The sequence below is a fragment of the Defluviimonas sp. SAOS-178_SWC genome (genome assembly GCF_039830135.1).
Classification (GTDB): Bacteria; Pseudomonadota; Alphaproteobacteria; order Rhodobacterales; family Rhodobacteraceae; genus Albidovulum.
In genome coordinates this window covers 433,955-455,322 of sequence record NZ_CP156081.1, presented here as the reverse complement: position 1 = coordinate 455,322, position 21,368 = coordinate 433,955, and the positions used below count along the sequence as shown (strand labels likewise).

Here is a 21,368-nt window from a genome sequence, read left to right as displayed (position 1 = left end):
ATCTTCGGACAGGACAAGTCGAAATACGATGCGACGAAAGCGTGTTTCGGCTTTCGGCCCCGAGTGTCGCCTTCGTGGCCTCGGCGCAAAGGCTGGAATACCGTTACGGGCCTGCCGTCATGTGCAACGTCCTGTGGTGCCAGTACGTGTCCGGCGAACTGGACGCCGAGAAAATCGCCGCACTTGTTCCGTTCTGCGGTCCGATGGATGTGTCACCCGCCGCGACTGCGCTGATGAAAGCGGGGGCGGACCTTCCGATGGACAGTTACTCGGACATGCGCGATTTCCGCTCCGCTCTGGGTATTGCCGTTCTCGAAGAGCTGTTGACCCGAAGAAAGCTGCAACAGACGGTTTCCGAGATCCCGCCGCAAGTGCAACTTGTCCGGCGCTACATCGAGGCTAACCTGTACCAGCCCATCACGATGGAAATGCTGGCCGGCGTCTCCGGCCTGTCGCCGCAGCATCTGAACAGGCTGTACAAGACTGTGTTCAGTGAAAATCCGCTGGAATACCTTTGGCGCCTTCGCGTGAGGCGTGGAGCTTACCTGCTGCGCCATACCGGTATGCAGATCAGTCAGATCGCATATCAGACGGGGTTCAAAACGCCCAATCATTTCTCGCGCAAGATCAAAGAGCGGTATCAGATTACGCCACGCAATCTGCGCGCAAAGAAATGGCGCGGCACCGTCGATTTGAGGAGTGGGAAAAACTAGGTGGTCAGTGTGTAAGGTAAGGGTTTGGGAACGAGACGGAGCCCTCGATGCAATGAGTCACTCAACGTCAGGCAGACCCGCAATGCTACCTCGTGCGGATGCTCTCCCGTCTCCGCAGGCCCAAGCGCCGGCCTGAGAGCGGGTCGGTGTCCAGGAATGCGTCGCCCCGGCGCTTGGCCCAGTGCAGGAACTGCACGAGGGCATCGACCTGGTCTCGGAAGGTATGACTGGGGAACGCCAGGAGTTCGCGGCGAAACGGATCGAACCACGGCCGATCCTTCGGAATCACAAGAAAGCCGGACTTCAGCCAATCCGTGGCGGGAAGGAACCGTTCCAGTTTGCCCTCGGTCGCGTTGACGCGGCGGCTCCAGGTATGTCCGTGCGTGCGCAGGTCACTCAGCAGCGCGGTTCCCATCGCCGCATCCTCGATGAGCACGCGTTCGGCGTTCCAGCGTTTGCGCAGACCAATCACGCGGTCCTTGAGATCCGAGTAGCTCAGGCGCTCCTGGCATACGTCAAGGAGGTACCAGCGCTCCTCCTCGCGATGCCATCCGAAGGTCAAGCCGGCCGAGTAGGCCGCGTTCGGACCGTCCTTCGCGGCCGTATCCCAGCTCTGCACCCGTCGGACGAAGCAATCGAGATCGGGTAGCTCATCCACGAGGTCCAAGTCCTCTATCATGAGGTATTGGCCGTCGGCCAGTTCAGGGTCCTGCAGGTATTGAGCATTGAACGCATAGGTTCCGATATCCCCCCGGATGCGATCCAGCACATAGCGCGGTTCCCGGGCGGGATTGAGCACGCTGCCGGGTTCCAGGGTAAATGTGCGATTTCCGTAAAGCGGGAGCACTGTCCGCTTCTGCGCGATCGAGGGCAGGACCAGGTGTTCGAAGCCGCCCTTTTCGAGCAGGTACCCGGTGACGTCGTCAAGATGGAGACGCTGGGCAACAGACACGATGGCCCCGGTTCGCTTGTCGTTCAGTCGCGAATATATCGCTTGGTCGAACTGCGTCCGGACCCGCGCGCGCATCGTCTCATAGTTGGCATCGCCCGCCTTGATCAGGTCATCGAGCACGATGACGTCCGCACCAAATCCGGTCATGGCGCCGGTCAGCGACATCGCCATGCGGCCTCCGCCCTGCATCGTCTTGATAGAGTCCCAGGCCATCGATCGCGGGTCAAGCCGCACGGCCGGAAAGAGCGACCGGTACAACGCGCTCTGAACCAGTCTGCGAAAGGTTTCGGCGTGGGCCTTCGCGAGGTCGCCCCCATAGCTCACGACCATGATCTTCCGGGTCGGGTCATACCCGAGGATAAACGCTGGTAGAAGCACCGAGGCGCAGATGCTCTTCAGGTGGCGGGGCGCCACCGAGATGATAAGGCGGGTGCACTTGCCCTCTGCCACCCGCTGCAACGCGTAGCACATGGCCTCGAGGTAGTCGGCCCGGGCGAACCTGTCCCCCGGGCACAGGATGTCGAACGCCCCGATCAGGAAGAGGTAGAGGCAGCGCCTCTGCGCTTCTCGCGCGAGTAGCGCGTTGACATTGGATCCGTCAGGCATCGGGGCGTTCCTCCGCGTCGCTGAGGAGGTCGTCGAGGGAACCGCCCATCATCCGGGCGAACTCCTCGAGCACCTGGCGGTCCCGCTCGGGCGTGGCCATGTCTGCCCTGCCTTCCTCGACCTCCTTCAGCAGCCGCACTTGGTTCAGGACGATGGTGATGCTGCGGTTGTCACCCTCGGCAGCGCGCTTGAGAAGGCGGCCGATGATCACCTCGAGCAAGGTGATCTGCTTCGACCGACCGTTCTCCTGGACCTTGATCTTGGTGTGGAGACGTTTCTGGAGCACGTCGTTGATGCTCTTCACCTCCTTCGGCCGGCCGCGGGGATTGCCGGATTGGCCCGGCTGGAAGCGGCTCGCCCGAGGCGGTTTGCCGTAGCCGACGTCATAGGTGCCGTCACCGGGTTTCCTGGACATGGCCGGCCTCCGTCTCCAAGGCTGCAGCACGGGTGTCGAAGCGTTCGCCGGTCCCGGCCAGGACGGCGGAGCCGCCGGCCAGGGCCTGCCAACGGCGGATCACGACGTCGCAGTAGAGCGGGTCGAGCTCGATCAGTCGCGCCCGGCGCCGGGTCTTCTCGGCGGCCAGGAGCGTCGAGCCCGACCCGCCGAAGGGATCGAGCACGATCTCGCCGCGGTGGCTGACATCGCGGATCGCGTCGGCGATGAGCGCCGTGGGCTTGACCGTCGGGTGGTCGGCTAGATCCGCCGCACGCCCCTTCCGGAAGGTGTTGACACCGGGATAGTCCCAGACATTGGTGCGGTAGCGGCCATGGCGCCCCAGCTCGACGTTGTTGACATGGTTCGCGCCCTCCTTCCTGAAGACGCAGACCAGTTCGTGCTTCGAGCGGTAGAGGCTGCCCATGCCGCCATTGGTCTTCGCCCAGACGCAGAGGTTGATGAGCGACAGCTTCTCGGACTTGCCCGCGACGATGAGATCTTCGACATGGCGCCAGTCCATGCAGGCGAACGCGATACCACCCTCCATGAGAACCGACGTGCTGCGCCGCAGGCTGGTCGCGAGGAAATCGCGGAACTCCGCGTCCGACATCTCGCCGACGCCCATCGCGAACTCCCGATGCCCGCTGCCACCGGCCCGGACATGGCCGCTGATTGGCACATTGTAGGGCGGGTCGGTGAACACCATCCGCGCGCGTTCGCCGTCCATGAGCCGGGCGTAGCTATCTTCGCGAAGCGCATCGCCACAGAGGAGGCGGTGCGCGCCAAGGGTCCAGAGATCGCCCGGGTAAGTGACGGCGCGCGTTTCCGCGTCAGGCAATTCCACCTGCTCGACCTGCTCCGCGCCTTCCGCCTTGCCGTCGAGGATGATGTCGAGCCCGGGCGTGTCGAAGCCCGTGAGCGAGAGATCGAAGTCAAGCTCGCCCCTGAACTCGAGATCGGAAAGGTCGACGATCTCGAGCCGCAGCAGATCCGCGTCCCAGTCGGACAGCTCCGCGATGCGGTTGTCGGCGATCCGGTAAGCGCGGACCTGGGCATCGGTCAGATGTTCGAGCAGTACCGTCGGCACGGTCGCGAGGCCAAGGCGTTGCGCCGCCTCGTAACGGCCGTGCCCGGCCACGATCGCGTTGTCCCGGTCGATCAGCACCGGGTTCACGAAACCGAACTCGCGGATCGAGCGGGCGATCAGGTCGATCTGCCTGTCGCCGTGCCGCCGGGCGTTGCGGGCGTAAGGTTTGAGCGTCGCGAGCGGCAGGTGCCGGATCACGTCGACAGGCGGGTTGCTGCCGGCAGGCAGAGACGGTTCGTTCCCGCAGGCGGGGTCATTGGTCGTGCGCATGGCTATCTCCGTGTTTACCTGCCGCCGGGACCCGGCGGAGGCGTCAGGATTGAGGGAAAGTGAGCGATGCGCGCGCGAGGCGCCGCATCATGGTCAAGGCCGCCGGTTGGTCCTGCTGGAACGGCGCGGGGCCGATACACAGTTGTCAGGCCGTACGGAAATCAGGTGCGTTCTGCGCTGAGATATCTATCGAGGGCGTCGTGCCGTGGCGTCTTCTGCCGGTGCTTATTTGCTCTATCGTGTCGATCATTGGGCGTCTGCTGGGATGCTTCGTCTCGTATGTACCAGTCGGCCTTTAAGGCATTCCGTCGTTTGTGCATGTATCTTGTCGGCACTACCCGCCGCATAGCAACGATGTAGGTGGTCAGGCAAACCCCATCAAGGGGAGAATGTGTATTTTTTATTTTTTCACAAATACTTAGTCACAGATTATTTGTCAATCGCGCCTCTCGTTTACCTGGCATTTACCGCTGGACTTCTCCGTCCCGGCAAGCGTTCCTGTTGCCACGCCCGGGTCCTGTGCCGGGCTTCTCCTGGTACCGGGCCCGGCATGTCGCGGGGCCGCCACGATGCGGGGAGAAGACCCAGATGACACGCAAATGCAGGACCACCACCGAAGCCGGGCCCAAAGCAGCGGCCACAAACCGGGCGACATCAAAGGCCCTAAGGGAGAACAGCCAGGTGCGGACCAGCAAGCGCGCGCGCCTCGCGGCAATGCTCGCCACACAAGCGGGCGCGAGTATCGCGGAGATCGGCGCCGCCCTCGCCTGGCAGCCGCACACGGTCCGCGCGGCCCTGAGCACGCTGCGCAAGTCCGGCACCATGATCGAGCGGATCGCGCCGGCAAGCGCCGGCGACGCCACCCGCTACCGGGTGACCGAAGCGGCGGAGGGCGACCAGTGACCGCCCTGCCCACCCTCGCCGATCTCGAAGCGATGGACCGCTCGTCACTGGTCACCTGCTGGTCGGAGATCTTCGGCCGGCCCGCGCCGCGCGGTATCAGCCAGCCGTTCCTGCGGCGCTTCCTTGCCGCCGAGATCCAGGCCCGTCGCTCCGGCGGGCTTGCCCCGGGCTTCCGTTCGCGGCTCGACCGGACATCTCGAGGCGAGGTCAAGGCATCGACGCGCGCCCTGAAGCCGGGCGGCCGGCTCATGCGCGAGTGGAACGGAGCCACCCACGTGGTTGATGTGACCGAGGACGGCTATCACTGGAACGGCAGGCGCTACCGCTCGCTCTCGGCCATTGCCCGCGAGATCACCGGTGCGCACTGGTCGGGCCCGCGTTTCTTCGGGCTGAACGCGGCGGCGGCATCATGACGAAGCCGGTGATCCGCTGCGCGATCTATACCCGCAAGTCCTCCGAGGAGGGGCTCGACCAGGCGTTCAACTCGCTCGATGCGCAGCACGAGGCCTGTGCCGCCTATATCGCCAGCCAGCGCCACGAGGGCTGGAAGATGCTGCCGGCGCGCTACGACGACGGCGGCGTCTCCGGCGGCACGCTCGCGCGCCCGGCCCTGCAGCGCCTGCTCGCCGACATCGATGCCGGCCGCATCGACATGGTCGTCGTCTACAAGATCGATCGCCTGACCCGCGCGCTCGCCGACTTCGCCAAGCTCGTGGAGCGGCTCGACGCCGCCTCCTGCTCCTTCGTCTCGGTGACGCAGGCCTTCAACACCTCGAGCTCGATGGGCCGGCTCACGCTCAACGTGCTTCTTTCCTTCGCCCAGTTCGAACGCGAGGTCACGGCCGAGCGGATCCGCGACAAGATCGCCGCCTCGAAGCAAAAGGGCCTCTGGATGGGCGGCCTCCCGCCCCTTGGCTATGATCCCCATTCCGACCGGCAGCGCCGCGAACTCGTGGTCAACGAGGACGAGGCCCGGATCGTGCGCCGGCTCTTCGCGCTCTATGCGGACCATCACAACCTGCGCGGCACGGCCGAGGCGGCCGCGCGCGAAGGCCTCCGCTCCAAGCACCATCACTTTGCCAGCGGACGCCGGCAGGGCGGCGGGGCCCTGAGCCGCGGCCAGATCCACAAGATCCTGACGAACCCGGTCTATCGCGGCCAGATCCGGCACCGCGACAAGTGCTGGCCCGGCACCCACCCGGCCATCGTCGGCGAGGACCAGTGGAATGCGGTCCAGGACCTCTTGCAGGCCGCGTCGGCAAAGCGGCGGGGTGCGCCCTCCGGCGCGTCGACCGATCTTGACGCACCGCTCAAGGGCAAGGTCCGGGACGAGACCGGCGATGGTCTCACCCCGACCCATACCATCCGCCGGGGCCGGAAGCTGCGTTATTACGTGTCGAACCGGCTGATCTCGGGCGGACCGGATCCGTCGGGCTGGCGCCTGCCGGCCACCGGGTTCGAGGCGGCGGTCGCGCGGATCGTGGCCGCGCATCTTTCCGCCCGCGCCGACCGGCACGCGGCTCTCGAAAACCCCGACGCCGCCGAGGTGGGACCGGCATCCGAAGCGGTCGCCGCGCTGGCGCAGGCAATCGGCACGGGCGGGTGCCATGCCGCCGCCGCACTGATCGACCGTGTCGACCTCGCGCGTGGCCGGATCGGTATCGACCTCGGGCGCGGCGCCCTGGCAGCGGCGACAAGCCTCCAGGCCGGGCGACTCGATCCTGCGCTCCTCCGGATCGAAGCTCCCTTCACCTGCCGCCGGCGTGGCGTGGAGACCCGGATCATCGCCGGAGACCGGGAATCCGCACCCGACACCACGCTCATCCGGGCGCTCCGCAACGCTCATCGCTGGGCCGACGCGCTGAAAGACGGTGCGCCGCTCGGCAAAATCGCCGCCGCGGAAAACGTCGCCGAACGCTATTTCGCGCGGATCGTCCATCTCGCCGGCCTCTCGCCGCGCCTCCAGAACGCGATCCTCGAGGGACGCCAGCCGCCCGAGCTCACGCTCGACCGTCTCGTCAAGGCACCGCTTCCGCTCGACTGGGCGGCGCAGGAACGACTCCTCGGCGCCGCCCGCTGAGGGGTTTTCCTGTTCCCGGCAAACCCTTCCCTGATCGCCACCCGATCATTCCCTGTTCGGCCGAATTCTTTCCCTGTTCGATGGCGCAGGGAATAGCGCAGTCAACCCATTGTTATGGCAACATGAATCCGGTTCGCAATTGGCCAAATCGACCGAGAAATCGCGAAATACGCTGTAAATCCAGCCCGAACAGGGAAAAGCGCACCGGGCGTTTAAGCCGAGAGAGACGGCAGGCGGGTTGCGGGCAAAGTCCGGCGATGGCGTGCGTCTCTGTGCTCCGGAGCGATGGCTAAACGCCCGAAATGGCGCGGGAATTCCGCGAGAAAACGGCGTCAGGGAAGGAGACGGGGGTCGCTGGCGGAGGGAATGGGCCTGACGTCGAACCTTCTCCACCTCTCAAACCATTGAAATTGCGTGACAGTTCTCTGGTTTTCAACACCGGCAGCGCGCACCCAGTGAATCTCGACTTGCCGCAACGATAGCGAGAACCGGGCATACGGCATCAAAGCTAGGCGGATGACCTCGGGGTTCGGCTTGATGTATTTGAAAGGGCTGCGTTTCGACATGAACGGACGCTAGACCGTGCATTGTCATGTCTCAAGGCAAGTTCTTCTGAAATGACCCCGACACCCATTCCCGATGCGTCCAGAAAAAAGCCGCCCGAAGCGCTTCGGACGGCGTAGTTGCTCCGGGGAGGAGGTCTCGGTCGGCCCGACGCGCACCCGGGGGTGGCGTGACCCGCTCAGCTCACCAGTAGGCCGATCCCCGCCAGCGCCGTCAGGCCGCCAGCGCCGCGCACCAGACCGGGCGCGACGCCGCCCAGCTTCTCGGCCGCCCGCTCGGCCAAGAGCGCCAGTGCGATCCCGGCGCCCTGCAGAGCCGCAGTAGCAATCAAGAAGCCGAGGCCGAAGCCCAGCGCCCCGGCCTGTCCCAGCTCACTGCCATGCGCATGGCCATGGAAGACAGCGAAGAGCCCGACCAGCGCCGTGGCGAGGCGCGGATCGAGGCGCACCGCCGCGGCGACCAGCAGCCCGACGACCACCACCGAGGCAACAATCATCGGCTCCACCAGCGGCAGCGGCAACCCCGCCACCGACAGCCCGAAGCCCAGAACCATCAGCGCCACGAAGGCAGACGGTACCGCCCAGCGGGCGCGGCCGGCCATCATCCCGGCCCAGAGGCCGACGGCCACTATCGCCAGCACGTGGTCGAGACCGAACGCGGGATGCGACATGCCGGCCACGAAGGAGCCATGTGTGCCCGGGTCTAGATGCGCGACGGCCGGGCTGGCGGTCACCGCGAGGGCGAGAGGAAGCAGAAGGCGTTTCATGATGCACAATCCTTTCGTTTCAGGGTCTTGGGGATCTGTGGCGGCGACGACGCCGCGGCAAAGGGGTCAGCATTTGAGGATCGGACGCGCCGCCTTGCCGGCGATCGCCGGGCGCAGGGCCATCCAGGCTTTGAAAATGGTTTCGTGCGCCTGCCAGGTCTCAGTAGCGAGGATGCGGACCGACAGTAGATTGCCGATCCGGCTGACCCCAACCTGTGTGTCATCGACATCGGCACAATGCAGGCGCACCAGTTCCTGCGCCTCGTCGGGCAGATCCGGCGCATAGGCAAAGATCAACGCTGCGTGGCGCGCGCCGCCCCACAGCCGTTCGAGATCCGAGACCTCCTCGGGGCCGTCGAGGCGCATCCGGTCCACCGCCAGTGTCTCACCCTCCAACTGGATCTCGAAACTCGACTCGAGCGCGTGGAACTTGAAGATCTCGCGGCCGTAATGCACCCGCCCGGCTGACACCATGTCGGAGGCAAACATGCGGCTCGACTCGTGCAGGTTGACAAGGATGCGGCGCTTCGAGCGGCTGGCCTCATAGGGGATCGCCTCGTCGGGCAGATATTCCAGCGTAGCGTCCGGGGCGACGTTGAACTCCACCACTTCGGTCGACGTCATGCCGTTGAGGCACTTGTAGAACTTGCCCGAGGCGGTGGTTGTGAACAGTGCCCGCGCGCCCTCCTCGACGCTGCCGTAGAAATACGATCCGTCGCCCTCGACGAACCCGCCGCCGGAATTGACCATCAGCATGAACGGCTGGTCGTCGTGATCCTGGTAGTGGTAGCCCTGCCACTGGAACGGGATGCGCCAAGTCGAGGGCTGCACGATGGTGCGGCCATTGACGACATGAGCGCGCACATTCATCAGCGCTTGCTTGCCGACGATCCAATCGGGATCGGGATAGATGTTGGTTTGGATCACGTGTTGCTCCTCAGGCGCGTTCGAGCAGCAGGACGTCGCGCTCGAGCCAGCGCACCACCTCGTCCAGTCCGGCGCCGGTTTTCATGTTAGTCATCACGAAGGGCTTGCCGGCGCGCTTGGTGCGCGCGTCGGATTCCATCCGCGTCAGATCCACCTCCACATACGGCGCCAGGTCGGCCTTGTTGATCACTAGCAGCGGCGACTTCTCGATTCCGGGGCCGCCCTTGCGCGGTATGTCCCCGCCCTGCGCGACCGAGATGACGTAGATGTGGCTGTCCACCAGCTCCGGGCTGAAGGTCGCCGCCAGGTTGTCGCCGCCGCTCTCGACGAAGATGATATCGAGAGCGTTGAAGCGTTTCTGGAGCGTCTTGATAGCATGCGCGTTCATCGACACGTCCTCGCGGATGGCGGTGTGTGGACAGCCCCCTGTCTCGACGCCGATCACCCGTTCGGTGTCGAGCGCGCCGACGTCGACCACGAACCGGGCGTCTTCCTTCGTGTAGATGTCGTTCGTCACCACCCCCAGTGAGTAACGCCCGCCCAGCGCCCGACACAGCGATACGAGCAGCGAGGTCTTGCCGGCCCCTACGGGGCCCCCCAGTCCAATTCTTACAGGTCGGCGCACGGGAGTCTCCTTGGTTGCGTCAGGAAATGCAAAGCCGTGTACGCAGCGTTTCATGCTGCATCGCGGCCACGTCGAGCGACAGCATCGCGGTGTTCATGTCGTCAATTCCGAACTCCATAACCTCGCTGCTGAACGCCTGGATGAAGGGCCAGCTTTCGGTGATCGCGCGCTGGGTCTCGACCTGCCCCAGCGGGATGAGCCGGCACGCAACCCCGGCAAGGCTGGTCACGGCGCCCTGCAGGAAGGTTAGCACGGCTTCCGGAGCGCCTATATCGTGCGCGCCGCAGATGGCGCCGAAGACCACCGCGTGATGGGCCTCGACGGTGCCTGCCTCGGCCCGGCGCGCGAAATCCTCGAGCCCGGGGCGGCCGAAGATGTCGGCATACGCCTCCAAAAGCGCCTGGCCGGTCATCGACGAGGCCGCGCGGGCCTCGCGGCTGAGTTTCAGCGCCCCCAGCTTGCGATCCAGCGCCGGCAAGCCGTCGAGATCGCCGAACCGGGCCATTTCGCAGGCCCGCGCCACTGCAATGCCCTCGGACCGCGCCAAGCCGTAGCGTAGCCAATCGCGGCAGGCGACCCGGAACGACACGGCATCGTGCACCGTGCCGCTCTGGAACCAAGTCTCGAACCCGTAGGAGTGGTTGAACCCGCCGGTCGGAAACGAGGAATTGGCGATCTGAAGCAGGAAGAGCTGCCGTTCCTGATCCTGCGCGGCGAAGTTGGACGACATCCTAGGGCTCGTGGGTGTGGCGGTGATGGGTGTGATCCCCGTGGTAGTCGAGATCGTGGTCATGGTCATGGTCATGCCCCGAATAGGCGCCGAAGCGACGCCCCACGAACGGTGCGTTGACTGGCTCGAAGGCGATGCCCGCATCGCGCAGCACGTCGGCCACCCGGACATCCGCAGGCGTCAGCATCGCGGTGTCGGTGAACCGCACCGGGCGATGCAGGTTGCCAAGATGGAACGCCGCAACGCCCCAGTGCAGCGCCTCGTCGGGCGCCAACCGGAACAGCGGCTCCGCCGCCGCCCGGACCACCACCGACACGTCGCCGTCGCGGGCCAGCACGTCGCCGTCGCCCAGCTCGCTACCGCGCGGCAGCGAGATGCGCAGGGTGCGACCGCCGAAGCTGGTGAGCACACCATGCGGGCTCGCGCGCTGCTCCGAGGTCAGGAAAACCGGATCCTCGTCGCCCGCCGCGGGGCGGTCGTTGGCGTGATGCAGAACTTGGATGATCACAGACATGCCCGCCTCACCGGAAATAGTAGAGTTGCGACAACGGCAGCGTCTTGGCGGGTTTCACGGTGATGCGCTCGCCGTCGACGTAGACGTTGTAGCTCTCCGGATCGATCTCGATGTTTGGCATGTATGAATTGTGTACCATGTCCCGCTTCGAGATCGTCCGCGTGCCATGGATCGGCATCAGCGTCTGATGCGTGCGCAACTGGCTTTCGAGCCCGTTCTCGATCGCCGCCTTGGTGACGAAGGAATACGATAGCCGCGACGGGTTCGCCCCGTAGGAACCGTATTGCGGCCGATATTTGAGCGGCTGCCCGGTCATCAGCGATCCGGCCGGATCGCCCATCACCGCGTGCGAAATGAACCCGCCCTTCAGCGTCGTCTCCGGCTTGGCGATGAAATGGTCGGGTCGCCAGATCACCAAATCCGCAAGCTTGCCCGGAGCGATAGAGCCGACATACTGGCTCACCCCGAAGGTGATGGCCGGGTTGATCGTGACCTTTGCTAGGTAGCGCTGGATGCGGAAATTGTCATTCGATGGTCCGTCCTCCGACAGCCGGCCGTAGCGTACCTTGTTGACCGCGGCGAGCTGGAACGCCCGTTGCGCCGATTCCGCCGCCCGACCGACACCCTGCGAATCCGACCCGATCATTGAGATCGCGCCCATGTCGTGCAGCACGTCCTCTGCCCTCATCGTCTCGGCCCGGGCGCGGCCCTGGATGAAGGCGATGTCGGTCGGGACATTCTTATTGAGATTGTGACATGTGATCAGCATGTCGATCTCTTCGTCGTAGGTATTGATCGAGAAGGGGTTGGTGGGATTGGTGGACGAGGGCATGAGGTTCGGCTCGCCCACGATCTGCATCATGTCGGGGGCGTTGCCGCCGCCGGCACCCTCGCAATGGTAGATATGCATCACTCGGCCGTTGATGGCGGCGATGGTGTCTTCGTAGTAGCCGGTCTCGTTAAGCGTGTCGGCGTGGATCTGGACCTGGAAATCGTACTCGTCGGCCAGTTCCATCGTCATCTCGATGGCGGCCGGCGACGACGACCAGTCCTCGTGGATTTTGAGGCCGGTGGCCCCGGCGAGGATCTGCTCCACCAACGCCCCGGGCGTAGAGGCGTTGCCCTTACCAAAATTGCCGTAGTTGAGAGGGAAATCCGCCATCGCCTCGAGCATCCGCTGGAGGTTGAAAGCGCCTGGACACTCGATCCCCACGGTCTTGGGGCCCGAACCGCCGCCGATAACGGTGGTGAAGCCGGCGTTCTGGTATTCGTAAAGCTGCTGCACCGAATCGAAATGTGGGTGGATGTCGATGAAGCCCGGCGTCACGATGCGGCCCTCGACCGATAGGATGTCGGTGTTGGGCGACACGATCAGCCCTTGGGTGATGTTCATCGTGTCGGGGTTGCCCGCTTTGCCGACACCCACTATCAACCCATTGCGAATTCCGATATCGGCCTTGATGCAGCCCAGAATCGGATCGAGGATCACCGCATTGGTGATCACCATGTCGAGCGCCCCATCCGAGGCCTTCCACTTCGATCCCTGACCCATCCCGTCGCGGATGGTCTTGCCGCCGCCGAACACCATCTCGTCGCCGTAGGTGGTCAGATCGTCCTCGATCTCGGCGACGAGCCCGGTATCGGCAAGATAGACCTTGTCGCCCTTGGTGGGACCGTATTGCGCGGCATAGTCGGGCCGGGTGATCTTGATGCTCATGTCGGATTCTCCTGGACCGGACCGTTCCCCGAAGGGGGTCCTGTCCGTTAATTGGGTTTCACTTCTTGGCGTATTTGCTGTCGGGCGACGGCTTGACCGGGTAGGCGTCGCCTTCGAAGCAGTAGCCCTCGGCGCGTAGGCGGCGCACGGTCTGCGCCTTGATGATGTCCGACCGCAGCGAACCGTTGGTCATGTTGTTCATGCCATAGGCGATCTCGCGGCCGGCATAGGTGGTGATCTGGACCTTGCGGCTCTGCCCCGGCTCGAAGCGGATCGCGGTGCCCGACGCCACGTCGAGGCGATAACCGAAGGCCGCCTCGCGATCGAAAGCCATCGCCTTGTTGCATTCCGCTAGGTGGTAATGGGCGCCGATCTGCACCGGTCGGTCGCCCGTATTGATCATCACGATCTCCTTGGTCGGGCGCCCCTGATTGATCTCGATGTCGGAATCGGCGAACTCGATTACCCCGCAATTTGCGCGGTCGCCTACCTCGAAGGCTTCGTCGGGAATGATCGATTTGGGCAGGGGCGGCGGAGTCCAGAACGGTTTGGCCATGAGAAGTCCTCGGAATAGGGTATCAGTCGCGAATCGGATTCATCACGGTCACCAGCTTGGTGCCGTCGGGGAACTGAGCTTCCACCTGAAGGATCTTCATCATGTTGGGCACGCCATCCATGACGTGTTCCCGCTTCAGGATGGTGGCGCCGTATTCCATCATGTCTGTGAGCATCGGGATCGAGCCTTCACGGGCGCGTTCCAGGATCTCGTCGCAGATCACTGCGGCGGCTTCGGGATAGTTGAGCTTCATGCCCCGCTCTAGCCGCCGCCGGGACATTTCGGCGGCCGTCCAGATTTGAAGTCGCTCTTCTTCTCGCAAGGTCATGTGCATAGACGCAACGCTCCGTCGGTACTGTGTGTCTCGCCTCGGCAGCCGGTTCCGCGTTTTCGGGACGCGGGTTTTGCGGCTCGGGTTCGGATATGCCCATTGAAGCAAAATGCCTCCCGTCGCACTATTCCCTTAAGGGGGTTACCCGATCGGGTAGCTGCGGCGCCCGCCCTCCCGAGGCTCCAGCCTCGGGCCGCTTTTTTAAGAGCCGTACTGATCATGACCGCAGAAACGACGGAGCCGGCCGCCCGTGCCGCGGCGCCCGGTGCGCGTCCGCTACCGCCATTCGGGACGTCACGGTGCCGATTCAGCGCCCTTCGGAAGGCAGCGGCCGACAACATTCCGGGTTCAGGTCTTCCGCTACGTCACCTTGCGCCTTGACAAGCTCGGGCCGCGGTGCTGCGATCTTAATCACGACTGCGCCAGATTGCGCGGCAGGCGGCAACGCCGAACCGACAGAGGCTAGACAAATTTTCCGGGGGGGAGGTGACGGCGCGCAAATGGACAAGTGTACACAAGAACTGCACGACCGACTTAAGGATGCCAGGAGCTTCGAAAGCTCACTCGACATCCTATACGAAATCGTTCAGGGTCTCGGCTTCACTCAGGTTCTGTATGCCCGTCAACTGGTAAACCCTCGGATTGGAGAAAACGAGTGGGTGCCGCTCAGACTCAACGTTCGCAATTTTCCAAGGGGCTGGGAGCACAAGTGGCGTGAATTTGAGGCGCACGATCCCTATTACCACGCCTGTTTCAATGGCACCCTGCCGTTCGATTGGAGCGATGTCCAATCCAGCGATATGCTAGGTCGCGAGGAAAGCGAAGCGTGGCGGTATCTTGCCGATTATGGCCTGGAAAGGGGCATGACGATCCCCATTCACCTTCCGGAGGGAAAGTTCGCGGTGGTGAGCGCGATCGTGGACCGCACCAGTAGCGCTACGTGGGATACGCTCTATTCGAACACCTACCAAACGATGTTCCACCTCACCCACACCTTCCATAAATCGATCTCGAATCGCGGATTCCTCGACGAGGTCGAGGTGGCATTGTCGAACCTGTTGTCGCCGCGTGAAAGCGAATGCCTGCGTTGGGCAGCGCACGGCAAGACCTCGCCAGAAATCGCGATGATCCTCGACCGCTCGGTGGAAACGGTGCGGCTGCACATCAAGAACGCGATGCTGAAGCTCGACGCAAGCACTCGCACCCATGCGGTGGCTAAGGCGGTCCGCCTCGGGGTGCTGACGACCTAGACGCGTGGCGTTCAGATGGCTAGGTACTTGCGCGCAATCTCCGGATCGTCAAGATCCGAGGGCAGGACCTCGTCGACGATCCGGCCCTTGTCGATCACGATGCAACGGTCAGCACTGGCTTGGATCAGGTCGAGATTCTGCTCGACGAGGATCACCGTCAGCTTCTCCTCGTCGCGGATGCGGCGGATGATTGCGCCGATCTCCTGGACGATGTTCGGCTGGATGCCTTCCGACGGCTCGTCGAGCAGCATGATCGACGGATTGCCGACAAGGATGCGGCCGATCGACAGCTGCTGCTGCTGGCCGCCGCTCATCGTGCCCGACACCTGCGACAGGCGCGTCTTCAGGATCGGGAAGAAGCCGTAGACGCGTTCGAAATTCATCTCGCGCGGCCGTCCGCCGACCAGTTTGCCCAGCCGCAGGTTTTCCTCAACCGTCAGCCCGGTAAACAGGCCGCGCCCTTGCGGCACGTAGCCGATCCCGAGCCGTGCCCGATCTGCCGCCGACATTGCGTCGATCGCCCGGCCCCGGAACTCGATCGTCCCGCCCTGGCACGGCAACTCGCCGATCAGCGTCTTCAGTAGCGTCGTCTTACCGACGCCGTTGCGCCCGACGATGGCGACGATCTCGCCCTCTTTCACGTCGAAGCTCAAGCCGTTGATGACCCCGACCCGGCCATAGCCGGAGCGCAGTGACTTCACGTTGAGAACTGGATTGGTCGCCATCTGTCACGCCTTGCCGAGGTAGATCTTGCGCACGTCGTCGTTGGTCTCGATCTCCTCGTAGCGCCCCTGTGCGAACAGTGCGCCGAGATGCAGCACCGACGTCCGCGATCCGAGGTTGCGGATAAACTCCATGTCATGTTCGATCACGATTATGGTCATGCCGTCGGCGTTCAGAGACTTGATGATCTCCGTCGTCGAATGCGTCTCTTCCCGGCCCATGCCCGCGGCCGGTTCGTCCAGGAGCAGCACCCTGGGTTCGAGCGCGATCGACATTCCGATTGACAGCCATTGCTGTTGCCCGTGGCTTAGATTGTGCACGACCTCGTTCGCGAGCCCTGACAGGTGGATCCGGTCAAGTATCTCGGCCACCAGCGCCGGCATCGTCGCCGGCGCATGGTGGCGGCGCAGCGGGATGAACAAGTTCTGGAACACGGTCAGGTCCGAATAGACCTGCATGTTCTGAAACTTGATCCCCAGCCCCCGGCGGGCGCGCTCGTGTGGCGGCAGACGGGTGACGTCCTCGCCGTTAAAGAAGATCTGGCCTTTCGTGGGCCGGATGGTGCCCATCAGCAGCTTGAATAATGTGCTCTTGCCGGCGCCGTTCGGGCCGATCATGCAGTGCAGTTCTCCGGGCGCGATCGCGAGGCTCAAGTTGTCGGTGGCCCGCACGCCGCCGAAATACCTAGTCACATTTCGGATCTCGAGGATCGGCCGCGTCACGCCGTCCGCCGCGGTCCCGGCGGCCTCTAGGGTCAGGGCCGACATTGATGCGCCTCCTTTGCTTTTGCCAGCGGCCGCCGGACGCGGCCCGACAGCTTTCCTAGGCGAGTACCGATCCAGACGAACAGTCCCTCAGGGGCGATCAGCATCGCAACGACGAGGATACCGCCCATCACCAAGGTGGCGTATTCTGGGCTGCCCGAGGTGGTGAGCCACAAATACACCCATTCGAGCGAGATCGCCCCGAGGATCGCCGTGGTCAGATCCTTGCGGCCACCGACCGCAACCCAGATCACCACCATGATGTTGGCCGAGACGCTGAACACCAGTTCCGGATCCACCCGGTTAATGCGCGCCGTGTCGAGTGAGCCGGCCAACCCGGCCAACACCGCCGACAGGCAAAACACCGCCAGCTTGATCCGCCGCACATCGTATCCGAACGTCTCGGTCCGATCCGAATCCTCGCGCACCGCGACCAGCAGATAGCCGAACGACGAGTTCAGCAGCATCCGCAGCCCGAGGTAGACGACGATCAGCAGCGTCAGCGCGAAATAGTAGAAGCCCTCGCGCCGGCCGTTGATCTCCAGCGCCGCCTCGCCCCAGCCGAAGGCGATCGACGGGATGTCCGAGGCCGGGCGCAGCCCGTTCGCACCGCCCAGCAGCGCATCGCCGACGTGATAGACGTTGGGATCGGCGGTCTGCAGCATGAAGGTCTCGAGCAGCAGCGACAGCACTAGCATCAGGATGGCGATGTAGACCCCCTTGAGCCGTGCATAGAACATCACTGCCCCTACCACGGCGGCAAAGACCGTCGGCGCGAGAATGCCACCCACAAGCGCCAGATGGGTGTTGCCGGTGACCTCGAAGAGGTTGATCCCGATGATCCCGTATACGTAGCCGCCGACCCCGAAGAAGGCCGCCTGGCCAAGGCTCAGGATGCCAGCATATCCCCATAGAATCGACAGGCTGGCGGCAAGAAAGCCCGAGACCAGAAACTCGTTCACCCGGTAGGGCTTGATGCCGAATTGCGTAGGCGCCAAAAACGCCAGGACGACGATAATCGCGAAGCACAGCCAGAACGGCCAGCCGCGCCCCATCGTCTGCGGTCCCTCGATCAACCCGAGGAACGCCAGCGGATGTCTCTTATACATGGTCATGGTGATAATCTCGTCTCCGGGGCCGGTCATCTGGATCGCCCCTTGAGCTTCTCGATGTATCCCGAGATGCCGGTGGGCATGAAAAGCAGGATGAGGAAGGCCGCGGCGATCATGCCGACAAAGCCGATATAGACGCTGAACATGTTCGAAAGCACGGTCTGCACCCCACCCAGCGCGGCGACGCTCGCGACTAGCCCGTTGATGATGCCGGCGGCGCCGCCGACGACCACGGTAATGAAGGCCCGCGCGGTATAGGCGGCGCCGAAATAGGGCGTGATCGCCGAGGTGAGTGCAAACAGCCCGCCCGCGAGCCCGGCCAGCGCCGAGCCCAGCCCGAAGGTCAGGGCATAGATGCGCGGCGTCGAGATCCCCAGCGCATTGGCCATCGTCGGGTTGTCCATGGTGGCGCGCGCCCGGGCACCGAACTCGCTTTTTTGCAGCAACAGCCAGACCGCCAGCACCATCAGCACCGCGACCACGAACATGATCAGCCGATAGATGCCAAAGCTCTCGACCCCCAGCGGCATACGGCCGGTATCGGCAGTCACCTGCGCAAATCCCTTGGCCCCGACAATTGCCAGCCCAATATCGCCGCCGACGAGGATCTTGATGTCAGAGTACGGCGTCGGAAGGCTCGGCATGTTGGGGCCGAACATGATGAGGAAAAGCTGTGATATGATCATTGACAGCCCCCAAGTCACTACCAGCGACGACAGGATCTGCTTATAGAAGTGCCGAATGATTAGCCGCTCGAGAACCATCCCGACCAGCCCCGCCCCGACCCCGGCGAGGAGGATCGCGATCGGGGCCGGAACCCCCGCATACATACAGAGCGCAGTGATGTAGGCGCCGACCATCATCAATTCGCCATGCGCCATGTTGATGACGCCCATCATGCCGAAGATGATCGACAGCCCGAGCGCCGCGAGAATGAGATATGCAGCGCTGTCGAGATACTGGAACGCGAAACCGAAGATCTGTGTGAAAGCGTCCATGGGCCTGGCTCGAACCTTTGTAAGTCGTGGTGGGTTGCGGAGGCGGGCGCCGGCCGAAGCCAGCGCCCGCCGGCGCCCTACTGGCTGAAGAACTTGGCCCAGGCCGGGTTGTCGGTCGGCAGGTAGGTCTCGCCCTCGCCCGACCCGAGCTCTCGGACATCGACGCCGATGTCCTTGAGGAAGGTCGGCTCGGTCACCCCAAGTTCCTTGATGAGAGCAAGCGAATGGTCGGCCTCGACCCGGAAAAGATAGGTAGGCATCGCGGCATGGTGCTGGTCGCCGGCGAGGCTCCAGAACCCGCCGGGCGCGTCCTCGACGGTCACCCCGGCTTCCAGCGCGTCGATCACCGCCTCGGTCTCAGTGGTGCCGGCCGCCGCCCAGGCCTTGGCCATCGCCTTCACCGCGACATAGCCGAAGGCGGCATGTTCGTTGACATAGGGCGCGTCCGGATGACGTTCGCGGATCTTCTGCACGAAGCTCTCGCTGGCCTCGCCTGGAACGTCCTCAATATAGCCCGGCGGCACATGCATGTTCTCGAGTTGCGGCGGCGGAAAGATCTTGTGTTCGTAGCCATCCGAGATCGTCACGTTGGACCAGACCGGCGTCTTCAGCCCCGCCGCATCTGCCTGCGGATAGAACTGCACATGGTCGCCACCGACCAGGCAATGCACCTGGAAATCGGGATCAACGCCCTGAATATCGCCGATGGTCTGCTGCCATTGGTTGACGTCAAACGGGAAGTATTCCTCCAGCACCAGATCGCCGCCGTACAGCCCGGCGGCGGTCCGCACCCAGGCGCCGATGGCGCGGCAGAAATTATAGTCAGCGCCGATGAAGGTCATGCGCGGCCCGAACTCGCCGATCATCCATTCGAGCGCCGGAAGCACCTGCTGCTCGGGTGTCGGCCCGGAGAAGAACGAATAGCGGTCAGCGATGCCGCCTTCCCCCTGATTGTTGTGCCAGAATATTGTCTCGTTGCGGACCGCCTCGACCCGCGCCGCCTCGCGCTCGGCGCCGGTATAGCCGGCCATCACCACGTCGGCCTCATCCTCGTAGATGCATTGCTGGGTCAGCTGGCCGTAGCGGCCGACATCGGACTGGCCGTCATACTGCGCCAGCCTGAGAGTCTTCTCGGCGCCGTCGACCATGATCCCGCCTTCCGCGTTGATCTCCTCGACCGCAAGCGCGTAGCCCCAGGTCTTGGGGGTCGACATGGCCGCCAGGTTGCCGGTGGTGTCGTCGATCGCGCATATCACGATCTCCTCATCGGTGGCCGCCTGAGCGGCTCCGGCACCCAATCCCGCCAGGCCTGCACAGATCAGCGTCGTCGTCCTCAGTCGGCTAGTCCCGCTTCGAAACATGATGGTCTCCTTGTTGTCGATCCGCGGGCCGCGCCCCGCGCGTTCGTTGTATTTGCGGAGGCAAGTCTCCGATGGGATTCCCAGCGACCAATCCGGCCGCGCCCCGGCGCGGGTCGATATTGTCTACCCAGTTGACTTTATGGGACCGACCGCGTCTGTCATTTCCCCGTATTTGCTCCCCCATTCGGGTAGAGCCTGACGCCCGGCCGAAGAGCGCGCCCCCGCGGTTTCGACGCCAGGTCAGACGGTGTAATTTGTAGACGGCTATTGTTTTAAAAAGGTTTTCTTGAGCGATGTCGATCGGAGCAGGTTGCGGTATTTGTCCGGCCTTTGTGCGCGGTGCGTCTGACCGCTGGTCCTGAGGTGGTGTCAGACGGATTCGAACCGGTCTTCTCTAATCGGGTTGCACATGTGAAGTCCTTCAGGTGGTTCGACGATGTCGCCGCGCCCCGCGTCCTACCGGACACATCCATCCGGCGCGCCTTCCTTCGGCGCCCCTATCCCAACCGCCTCAACAGGTTCCGCACGTTCGACACATGCCACGGCCCGCCCCGCCGGGTGCGCATACCGCGGGCATTGAGTTCGGTCGCGATCCCTCGAAGGCTGGTGATGCCGTGCCTAGCGAGGTCGTCGAGGATGGGCGCCAGATCGCGGGCGTGTTGATCGGCGTTTCGAGCGACTGCCGCACGAAGAGGTGCCCCGCCCTTACCGGCCCGCCTCAGCGCCGAGGCCCCGTTCGGGTTGCCGAGCTTGACGCCACGAGCCTTGGCCACCGCCAGCGCCTCCTTCGTCCGCCGCGAGATTGCCTCGCGCTCCTGCTGGGCGACGAGCGCCATGATTCCGACGGTCAGGTCGTTGGCCTCGGGCATGTCGCAGGCGATGAACCTCACGCCGGAGTCCCGAAGGGTGAGCAGGAAGGCCGCGTTGCGCGACAGCCGGTCGAGCTTGGCGATGACGAGTGTGGCCCCTGTGAGCCGTGCCAACTGGATAGCCTTGCCAAGTTCCGGCCTGTCGGGGTTGCGGCCGCTCTCGACCTCGGTGAAGCGGGCCAGGACCTCGGCTGAACGGGAAACCGCAAAGTCGTCGATCGTCTTCCGCTGCGCCTCGAGCCCCAGTCCCGATTGCCTCTGCCTGGCGGTGGAGACCCGCTCGTAGGCGATGAACCGGGGCGCTGTGGCCAACATGGGCGGGGTGTACAAAACTGCCTAACGTTCGTTGCGCAGGTGTGTACCGTAGGTTCGCAAGGTCTCGTAGCGGTATCTGCTGCACGGAGCGGTCCCGAGGGATGCGCGAGGCCAGTGCACGTCGGAGGCCGGCCTCTCGCGCATGACTACCCCAAAGATCCGCCGAACGGGCAAAACCGACTATGGCGCAAACTATTGA

At 64.0% G+C, this 21,368-nt stretch carries 22 protein-coding genes and 1 pseudogene; 5 read left to right on the top strand and 18 right to left on the bottom strand.

What is annotated here, in order from left to right:
- Positions 1-41 precede the first annotated feature (41 nt).
- Positions 42-713 carry an AraC family transcriptional regulator gene (locus tag V5734_RS03075; RefSeq protein ID WP_347312059.1) on the top strand — a complete coding sequence of 224 codons (672 nt, stop codon included), beginning with the start codon at positions 42-44 and terminating at the stop codon, positions 711-713.
- A gap of 85 nt (positions 714-798) precedes the next feature.
- On the opposite strand, the gene terL is transcribed toward V5734_RS03075, so the two are convergent.
- Genes terL through V5734_RS03060 form a run of 3 tightly spaced genes read right to left on the bottom strand, consistent with a single transcriptional unit; the run spans position 799 to position 4,064 of the window.
- On the bottom strand, positions 799-2,271 hold the full coding sequence (gene terL / locus V5734_RS03070) for a phage terminase large subunit (RefSeq protein ID WP_347312058.1): 1,473 nt from the start codon (positions 2,269-2,271) through the stop codon (positions 799-801).
- On the bottom strand, positions 2,264-2,686 hold the full coding sequence (locus V5734_RS03065) for a DUF5681 domain-containing protein (RefSeq protein ID WP_347312057.1): 423 nt from the start codon (positions 2,684-2,686) through the stop codon (positions 2,264-2,266). The genes terL and V5734_RS03065 overlap by 8 nt, the downstream gene beginning before the upstream one ends.
- Positions 2,667-4,064: a site-specific DNA-methyltransferase gene (locus V5734_RS03060; RefSeq protein ID WP_347312056.1), complete on the bottom strand. Its 1,398-nt coding sequence runs from the start codon at positions 4,062-4,064 to the stop codon at positions 2,667-2,669. The genes V5734_RS03065 and V5734_RS03060 overlap by 20 nt, the downstream gene beginning before the upstream one ends.
- A 681-nt stretch (positions 4,065-4,745) precedes the next feature.
- Here V5734_RS03060 and V5734_RS03055 point away from each other — a divergent pair.
- From V5734_RS03055 to V5734_RS03045, 3 genes are read left to right on the top strand one after another with little or no spacing between them, the layout of a single operon-like run.
- The gene (locus V5734_RS03055; protein WP_347312055.1) at positions 4,746-4,967 is read left to right on the top strand and encodes a DUF3489 domain-containing protein; all 222 of its coding nucleotides are present in this window, start codon (positions 4,746-4,748) and stop codon (positions 4,965-4,967) included.
- The gene (locus V5734_RS03050) at positions 4,964-5,380 is read left to right on the top strand and encodes a DUF2924 domain-containing protein (RefSeq protein WP_347312054.1); all 417 of its coding nucleotides are present in this window, start codon (positions 4,964-4,966) and stop codon (positions 5,378-5,380) included. Before V5734_RS03055 ends, V5734_RS03050 begins: the two co-directional genes overlap by 4 nt.
- Entirely contained in the window at positions 5,377-7,047 is a 1,671-nt protein-coding gene (locus tag V5734_RS03045; protein ID WP_347312053.1) for a recombinase family protein, read from the top strand. Before V5734_RS03050 ends, V5734_RS03045 begins: the two co-directional genes overlap by 4 nt.
- A gap of 461 nt (positions 7,048-7,508) precedes the next feature.
- Here the strand turns inward: V5734_RS03045 and V5734_RS03040 are convergent.
- The 9 genes and pseudogenes from V5734_RS03040 to V5734_RS03000 all read right to left on the bottom strand — a co-directional run.
- Positions 7,509-7,613 (bottom strand): annotated as a pseudogene (locus tag V5734_RS03040) (IS6 family transposase); the annotation flags it as partial.
- Positions 7,614-7,789: 176 nt separating this feature from the next.
- Positions 7,790-8,377 (bottom strand): HupE/UreJ family protein, encoded by a 588-nt coding sequence (locus V5734_RS03035; RefSeq protein WP_347312052.1) that lies wholly within the window; start codon positions 8,375-8,377, stop codon positions 7,790-7,792.
- A gap of 66 nt (positions 8,378-8,443) precedes the next feature.
- Positions 8,444-9,304: an urease accessory protein UreD gene (locus tag V5734_RS03030; RefSeq protein WP_347312051.1), complete on the bottom strand. Its 861-nt coding sequence runs from the start codon at positions 9,302-9,304 to the stop codon at positions 8,444-8,446.
- Positions 9,305-9,314: 10 nt separating this feature from the next.
- Positions 9,315-9,929, bottom strand: a complete 615-nt coding sequence (ureG, locus tag V5734_RS03025; RefSeq protein WP_347312050.1) for an urease accessory protein UreG — start codon at positions 9,927-9,929, stop codon at positions 9,315-9,317.
- A gap of 19 nt (positions 9,930-9,948) precedes the next feature.
- On the bottom strand, positions 9,949-10,659 hold the full coding sequence (locus V5734_RS03020) for an urease accessory protein UreF (RefSeq protein ID WP_347312049.1): 711 nt from the start codon (positions 10,657-10,659) through the stop codon (positions 9,949-9,951).
- Position 10,660: 1 nt separating this feature from the next.
- Positions 10,661-11,173, bottom strand: a complete 513-nt coding sequence (locus tag V5734_RS03015; protein WP_347312048.1) for an urease accessory protein UreE — start codon at positions 11,171-11,173, stop codon at positions 10,661-10,663.
- 7 nt (positions 11,174-11,180) lie between these two features.
- A complete protein-coding gene (gene ureC / locus V5734_RS03010; RefSeq protein WP_347312047.1) occupies positions 11,181-12,890 on the bottom strand; it encodes an urease subunit alpha in 1,710 nt (569 codons plus the stop codon).
- A 58-nt stretch (positions 12,891-12,948) separates the two neighbouring features.
- On the bottom strand, positions 12,949-13,446 hold the full coding sequence (locus tag V5734_RS03005; RefSeq protein WP_347312046.1) for an urease subunit beta: 498 nt from the start codon (positions 13,444-13,446) through the stop codon (positions 12,949-12,951).
- 22 nt (positions 13,447-13,468) lie between these two features.
- Entirely contained in the window at positions 13,469-13,780 is a 312-nt protein-coding gene (locus tag V5734_RS03000; RefSeq protein ID WP_347312045.1) for an urease subunit gamma, read from the bottom strand.
- Positions 13,781-14,277: 497 nt separating this feature from the next.
- Between V5734_RS03000 and V5734_RS02995 the strand changes: the two genes are divergently transcribed.
- On the top strand, positions 14,278-15,027 hold the full coding sequence (locus tag V5734_RS02995; RefSeq protein WP_347312044.1) for a helix-turn-helix transcriptional regulator: 750 nt from the start codon (positions 14,278-14,280) through the stop codon (positions 15,025-15,027).
- Positions 15,028-15,038: 11 nt separating this feature from the next.
- Here V5734_RS02995 and V5734_RS02990 read toward each other — a convergent pair whose 3' ends face one another.
- The 6 genes from V5734_RS02990 to V5734_RS02965 form a co-directional block, all read right to left on the bottom strand.
- Positions 15,039-15,752: an ABC transporter ATP-binding protein gene (locus V5734_RS02990; protein WP_347312043.1), complete on the bottom strand. Its 714-nt coding sequence runs from the start codon at positions 15,750-15,752 to the stop codon at positions 15,039-15,041.
- Between the two features lie 3 nt (positions 15,753-15,755).
- On the bottom strand, positions 15,756-16,517 hold the full coding sequence (locus V5734_RS02985; protein WP_347312042.1) for an ABC transporter ATP-binding protein: 762 nt from the start codon (positions 16,515-16,517) through the stop codon (positions 15,756-15,758).
- Entirely contained in the window at positions 16,505-17,629 is a 1,125-nt protein-coding gene (locus tag V5734_RS02980) for a branched-chain amino acid ABC transporter permease (RefSeq protein WP_347312041.1), read from the bottom strand. The genes V5734_RS02985 and V5734_RS02980 overlap by 13 nt, the downstream gene beginning before the upstream one ends.
- A gap of 26 nt (positions 17,630-17,655) precedes the next feature.
- Complete coding sequence (locus V5734_RS02975) at positions 17,656-18,624, bottom strand: ABC transporter permease subunit (RefSeq protein WP_347312040.1); 969 nt, start codon at positions 18,622-18,624, stop codon at positions 17,656-17,658.
- 77 nt (positions 18,625-18,701) lie between these two features.
- Positions 18,702-19,985 (bottom strand): ABC transporter substrate-binding protein, encoded by a 1,284-nt coding sequence (locus V5734_RS02970; RefSeq protein ID WP_347312039.1) that lies wholly within the window; start codon positions 19,983-19,985, stop codon positions 18,702-18,704.
- Positions 19,986-20,482: 497 nt separating this feature from the next.
- Complete coding sequence (locus V5734_RS02965; RefSeq protein WP_347312038.1) at positions 20,483-21,169, bottom strand: recombinase family protein; 687 nt, start codon at positions 21,167-21,169, stop codon at positions 20,483-20,485.
- Between the last annotated feature and the right edge of the window lie 199 nt (positions 21,170-21,368).

Coding starts and splice junctions, on each gene's coding strand:
- V5734_RS03020 (WP_347312049.1), bottom strand. CDS start 10,659: ATGTCGTCCAACTTCGCCGCGCAGGATCAGGAACGGCAGCTCTTCCTG.
- V5734_RS03065 (WP_347312057.1), bottom strand. CDS start 2,686: ATGTCCAGGAAACCCGGTGACGGCACCTATGACGTCGGCTACGGCAAA.
- V5734_RS03000 (WP_347312045.1), bottom strand. CDS start 13,780: ATGCACATGACCTTGCGAGAAGAAGAGCGACTTCAAATCTGGACGGCC.
- V5734_RS02970 (WP_347312039.1), bottom strand. CDS start 19,985: ATGTTTCGAAGCGGGACTAGCCGACTGAGGACGACGACGCTGATCTGT.
- V5734_RS03015 (WP_347312048.1), bottom strand. CDS start 11,173: ATGTCTGTGATCATCCAAGTTCTGCATCACGCCAACGACCGCCCCGCG.
- V5734_RS03045 (WP_347312053.1), top strand. CDS start 5,377: ATGACGAAGCCGGTGATCCGCTGCGCGATCTATACCCGCAAGTCCTCC.
- V5734_RS02980 (WP_347312041.1), bottom strand. CDS start 17,629: ATGACCATGTATAAGAGACATCCGCTGGCGTTCCTCGGGTTGATCGAG.
- V5734_RS02985 (WP_347312042.1), bottom strand. CDS start 16,517: ATGTCGGCCCTGACCCTAGAGGCCGCCGGGACCGCGGCGGACGGCGTG.
- V5734_RS03005 (WP_347312046.1), bottom strand. CDS start 13,446: ATGGCCAAACCGTTCTGGACTCCGCCGCCCCTGCCCAAATCGATCATT.
- V5734_RS02990 (WP_347312043.1), bottom strand. CDS start 15,752: ATGGCGACCAATCCAGTTCTCAACGTGAAGTCACTGCGCTCCGGCTAT.
- V5734_RS02975 (WP_347312040.1), bottom strand. CDS start 18,624: ATGGACGCTTTCACACAGATCTTCGGTTTCGCGTTCCAGTATCTCGAC.
- V5734_RS02965 (WP_347312038.1), bottom strand. CDS start 21,169: ATGTTGGCCACAGCGCCCCGGTTCATCGCCTACGAGCGGGTCTCCACC.
- terL (WP_347312058.1), bottom strand. CDS start 2,271: ATGCCTGACGGATCCAATGTCAACGCGCTACTCGCGCGAGAAGCGCAG.
- V5734_RS02995 (WP_347312044.1), top strand. CDS start 14,278: ATGGACAAGTGTACACAAGAACTGCACGACCGACTTAAGGATGCCAGG.
- ureC (WP_347312047.1), bottom strand. CDS start 12,890: ATGAGCATCAAGATCACCCGGCCCGACTATGCCGCGCAATACGGTCCC.
- V5734_RS03035 (WP_347312052.1), bottom strand. CDS start 8,377: ATGAAACGCCTTCTGCTTCCTCTCGCCCTCGCGGTGACCGCCAGCCCG.
- V5734_RS03060 (WP_347312056.1), bottom strand. CDS start 4,064: ATGCGCACGACCAATGACCCCGCCTGCGGGAACGAACCGTCTCTGCCT.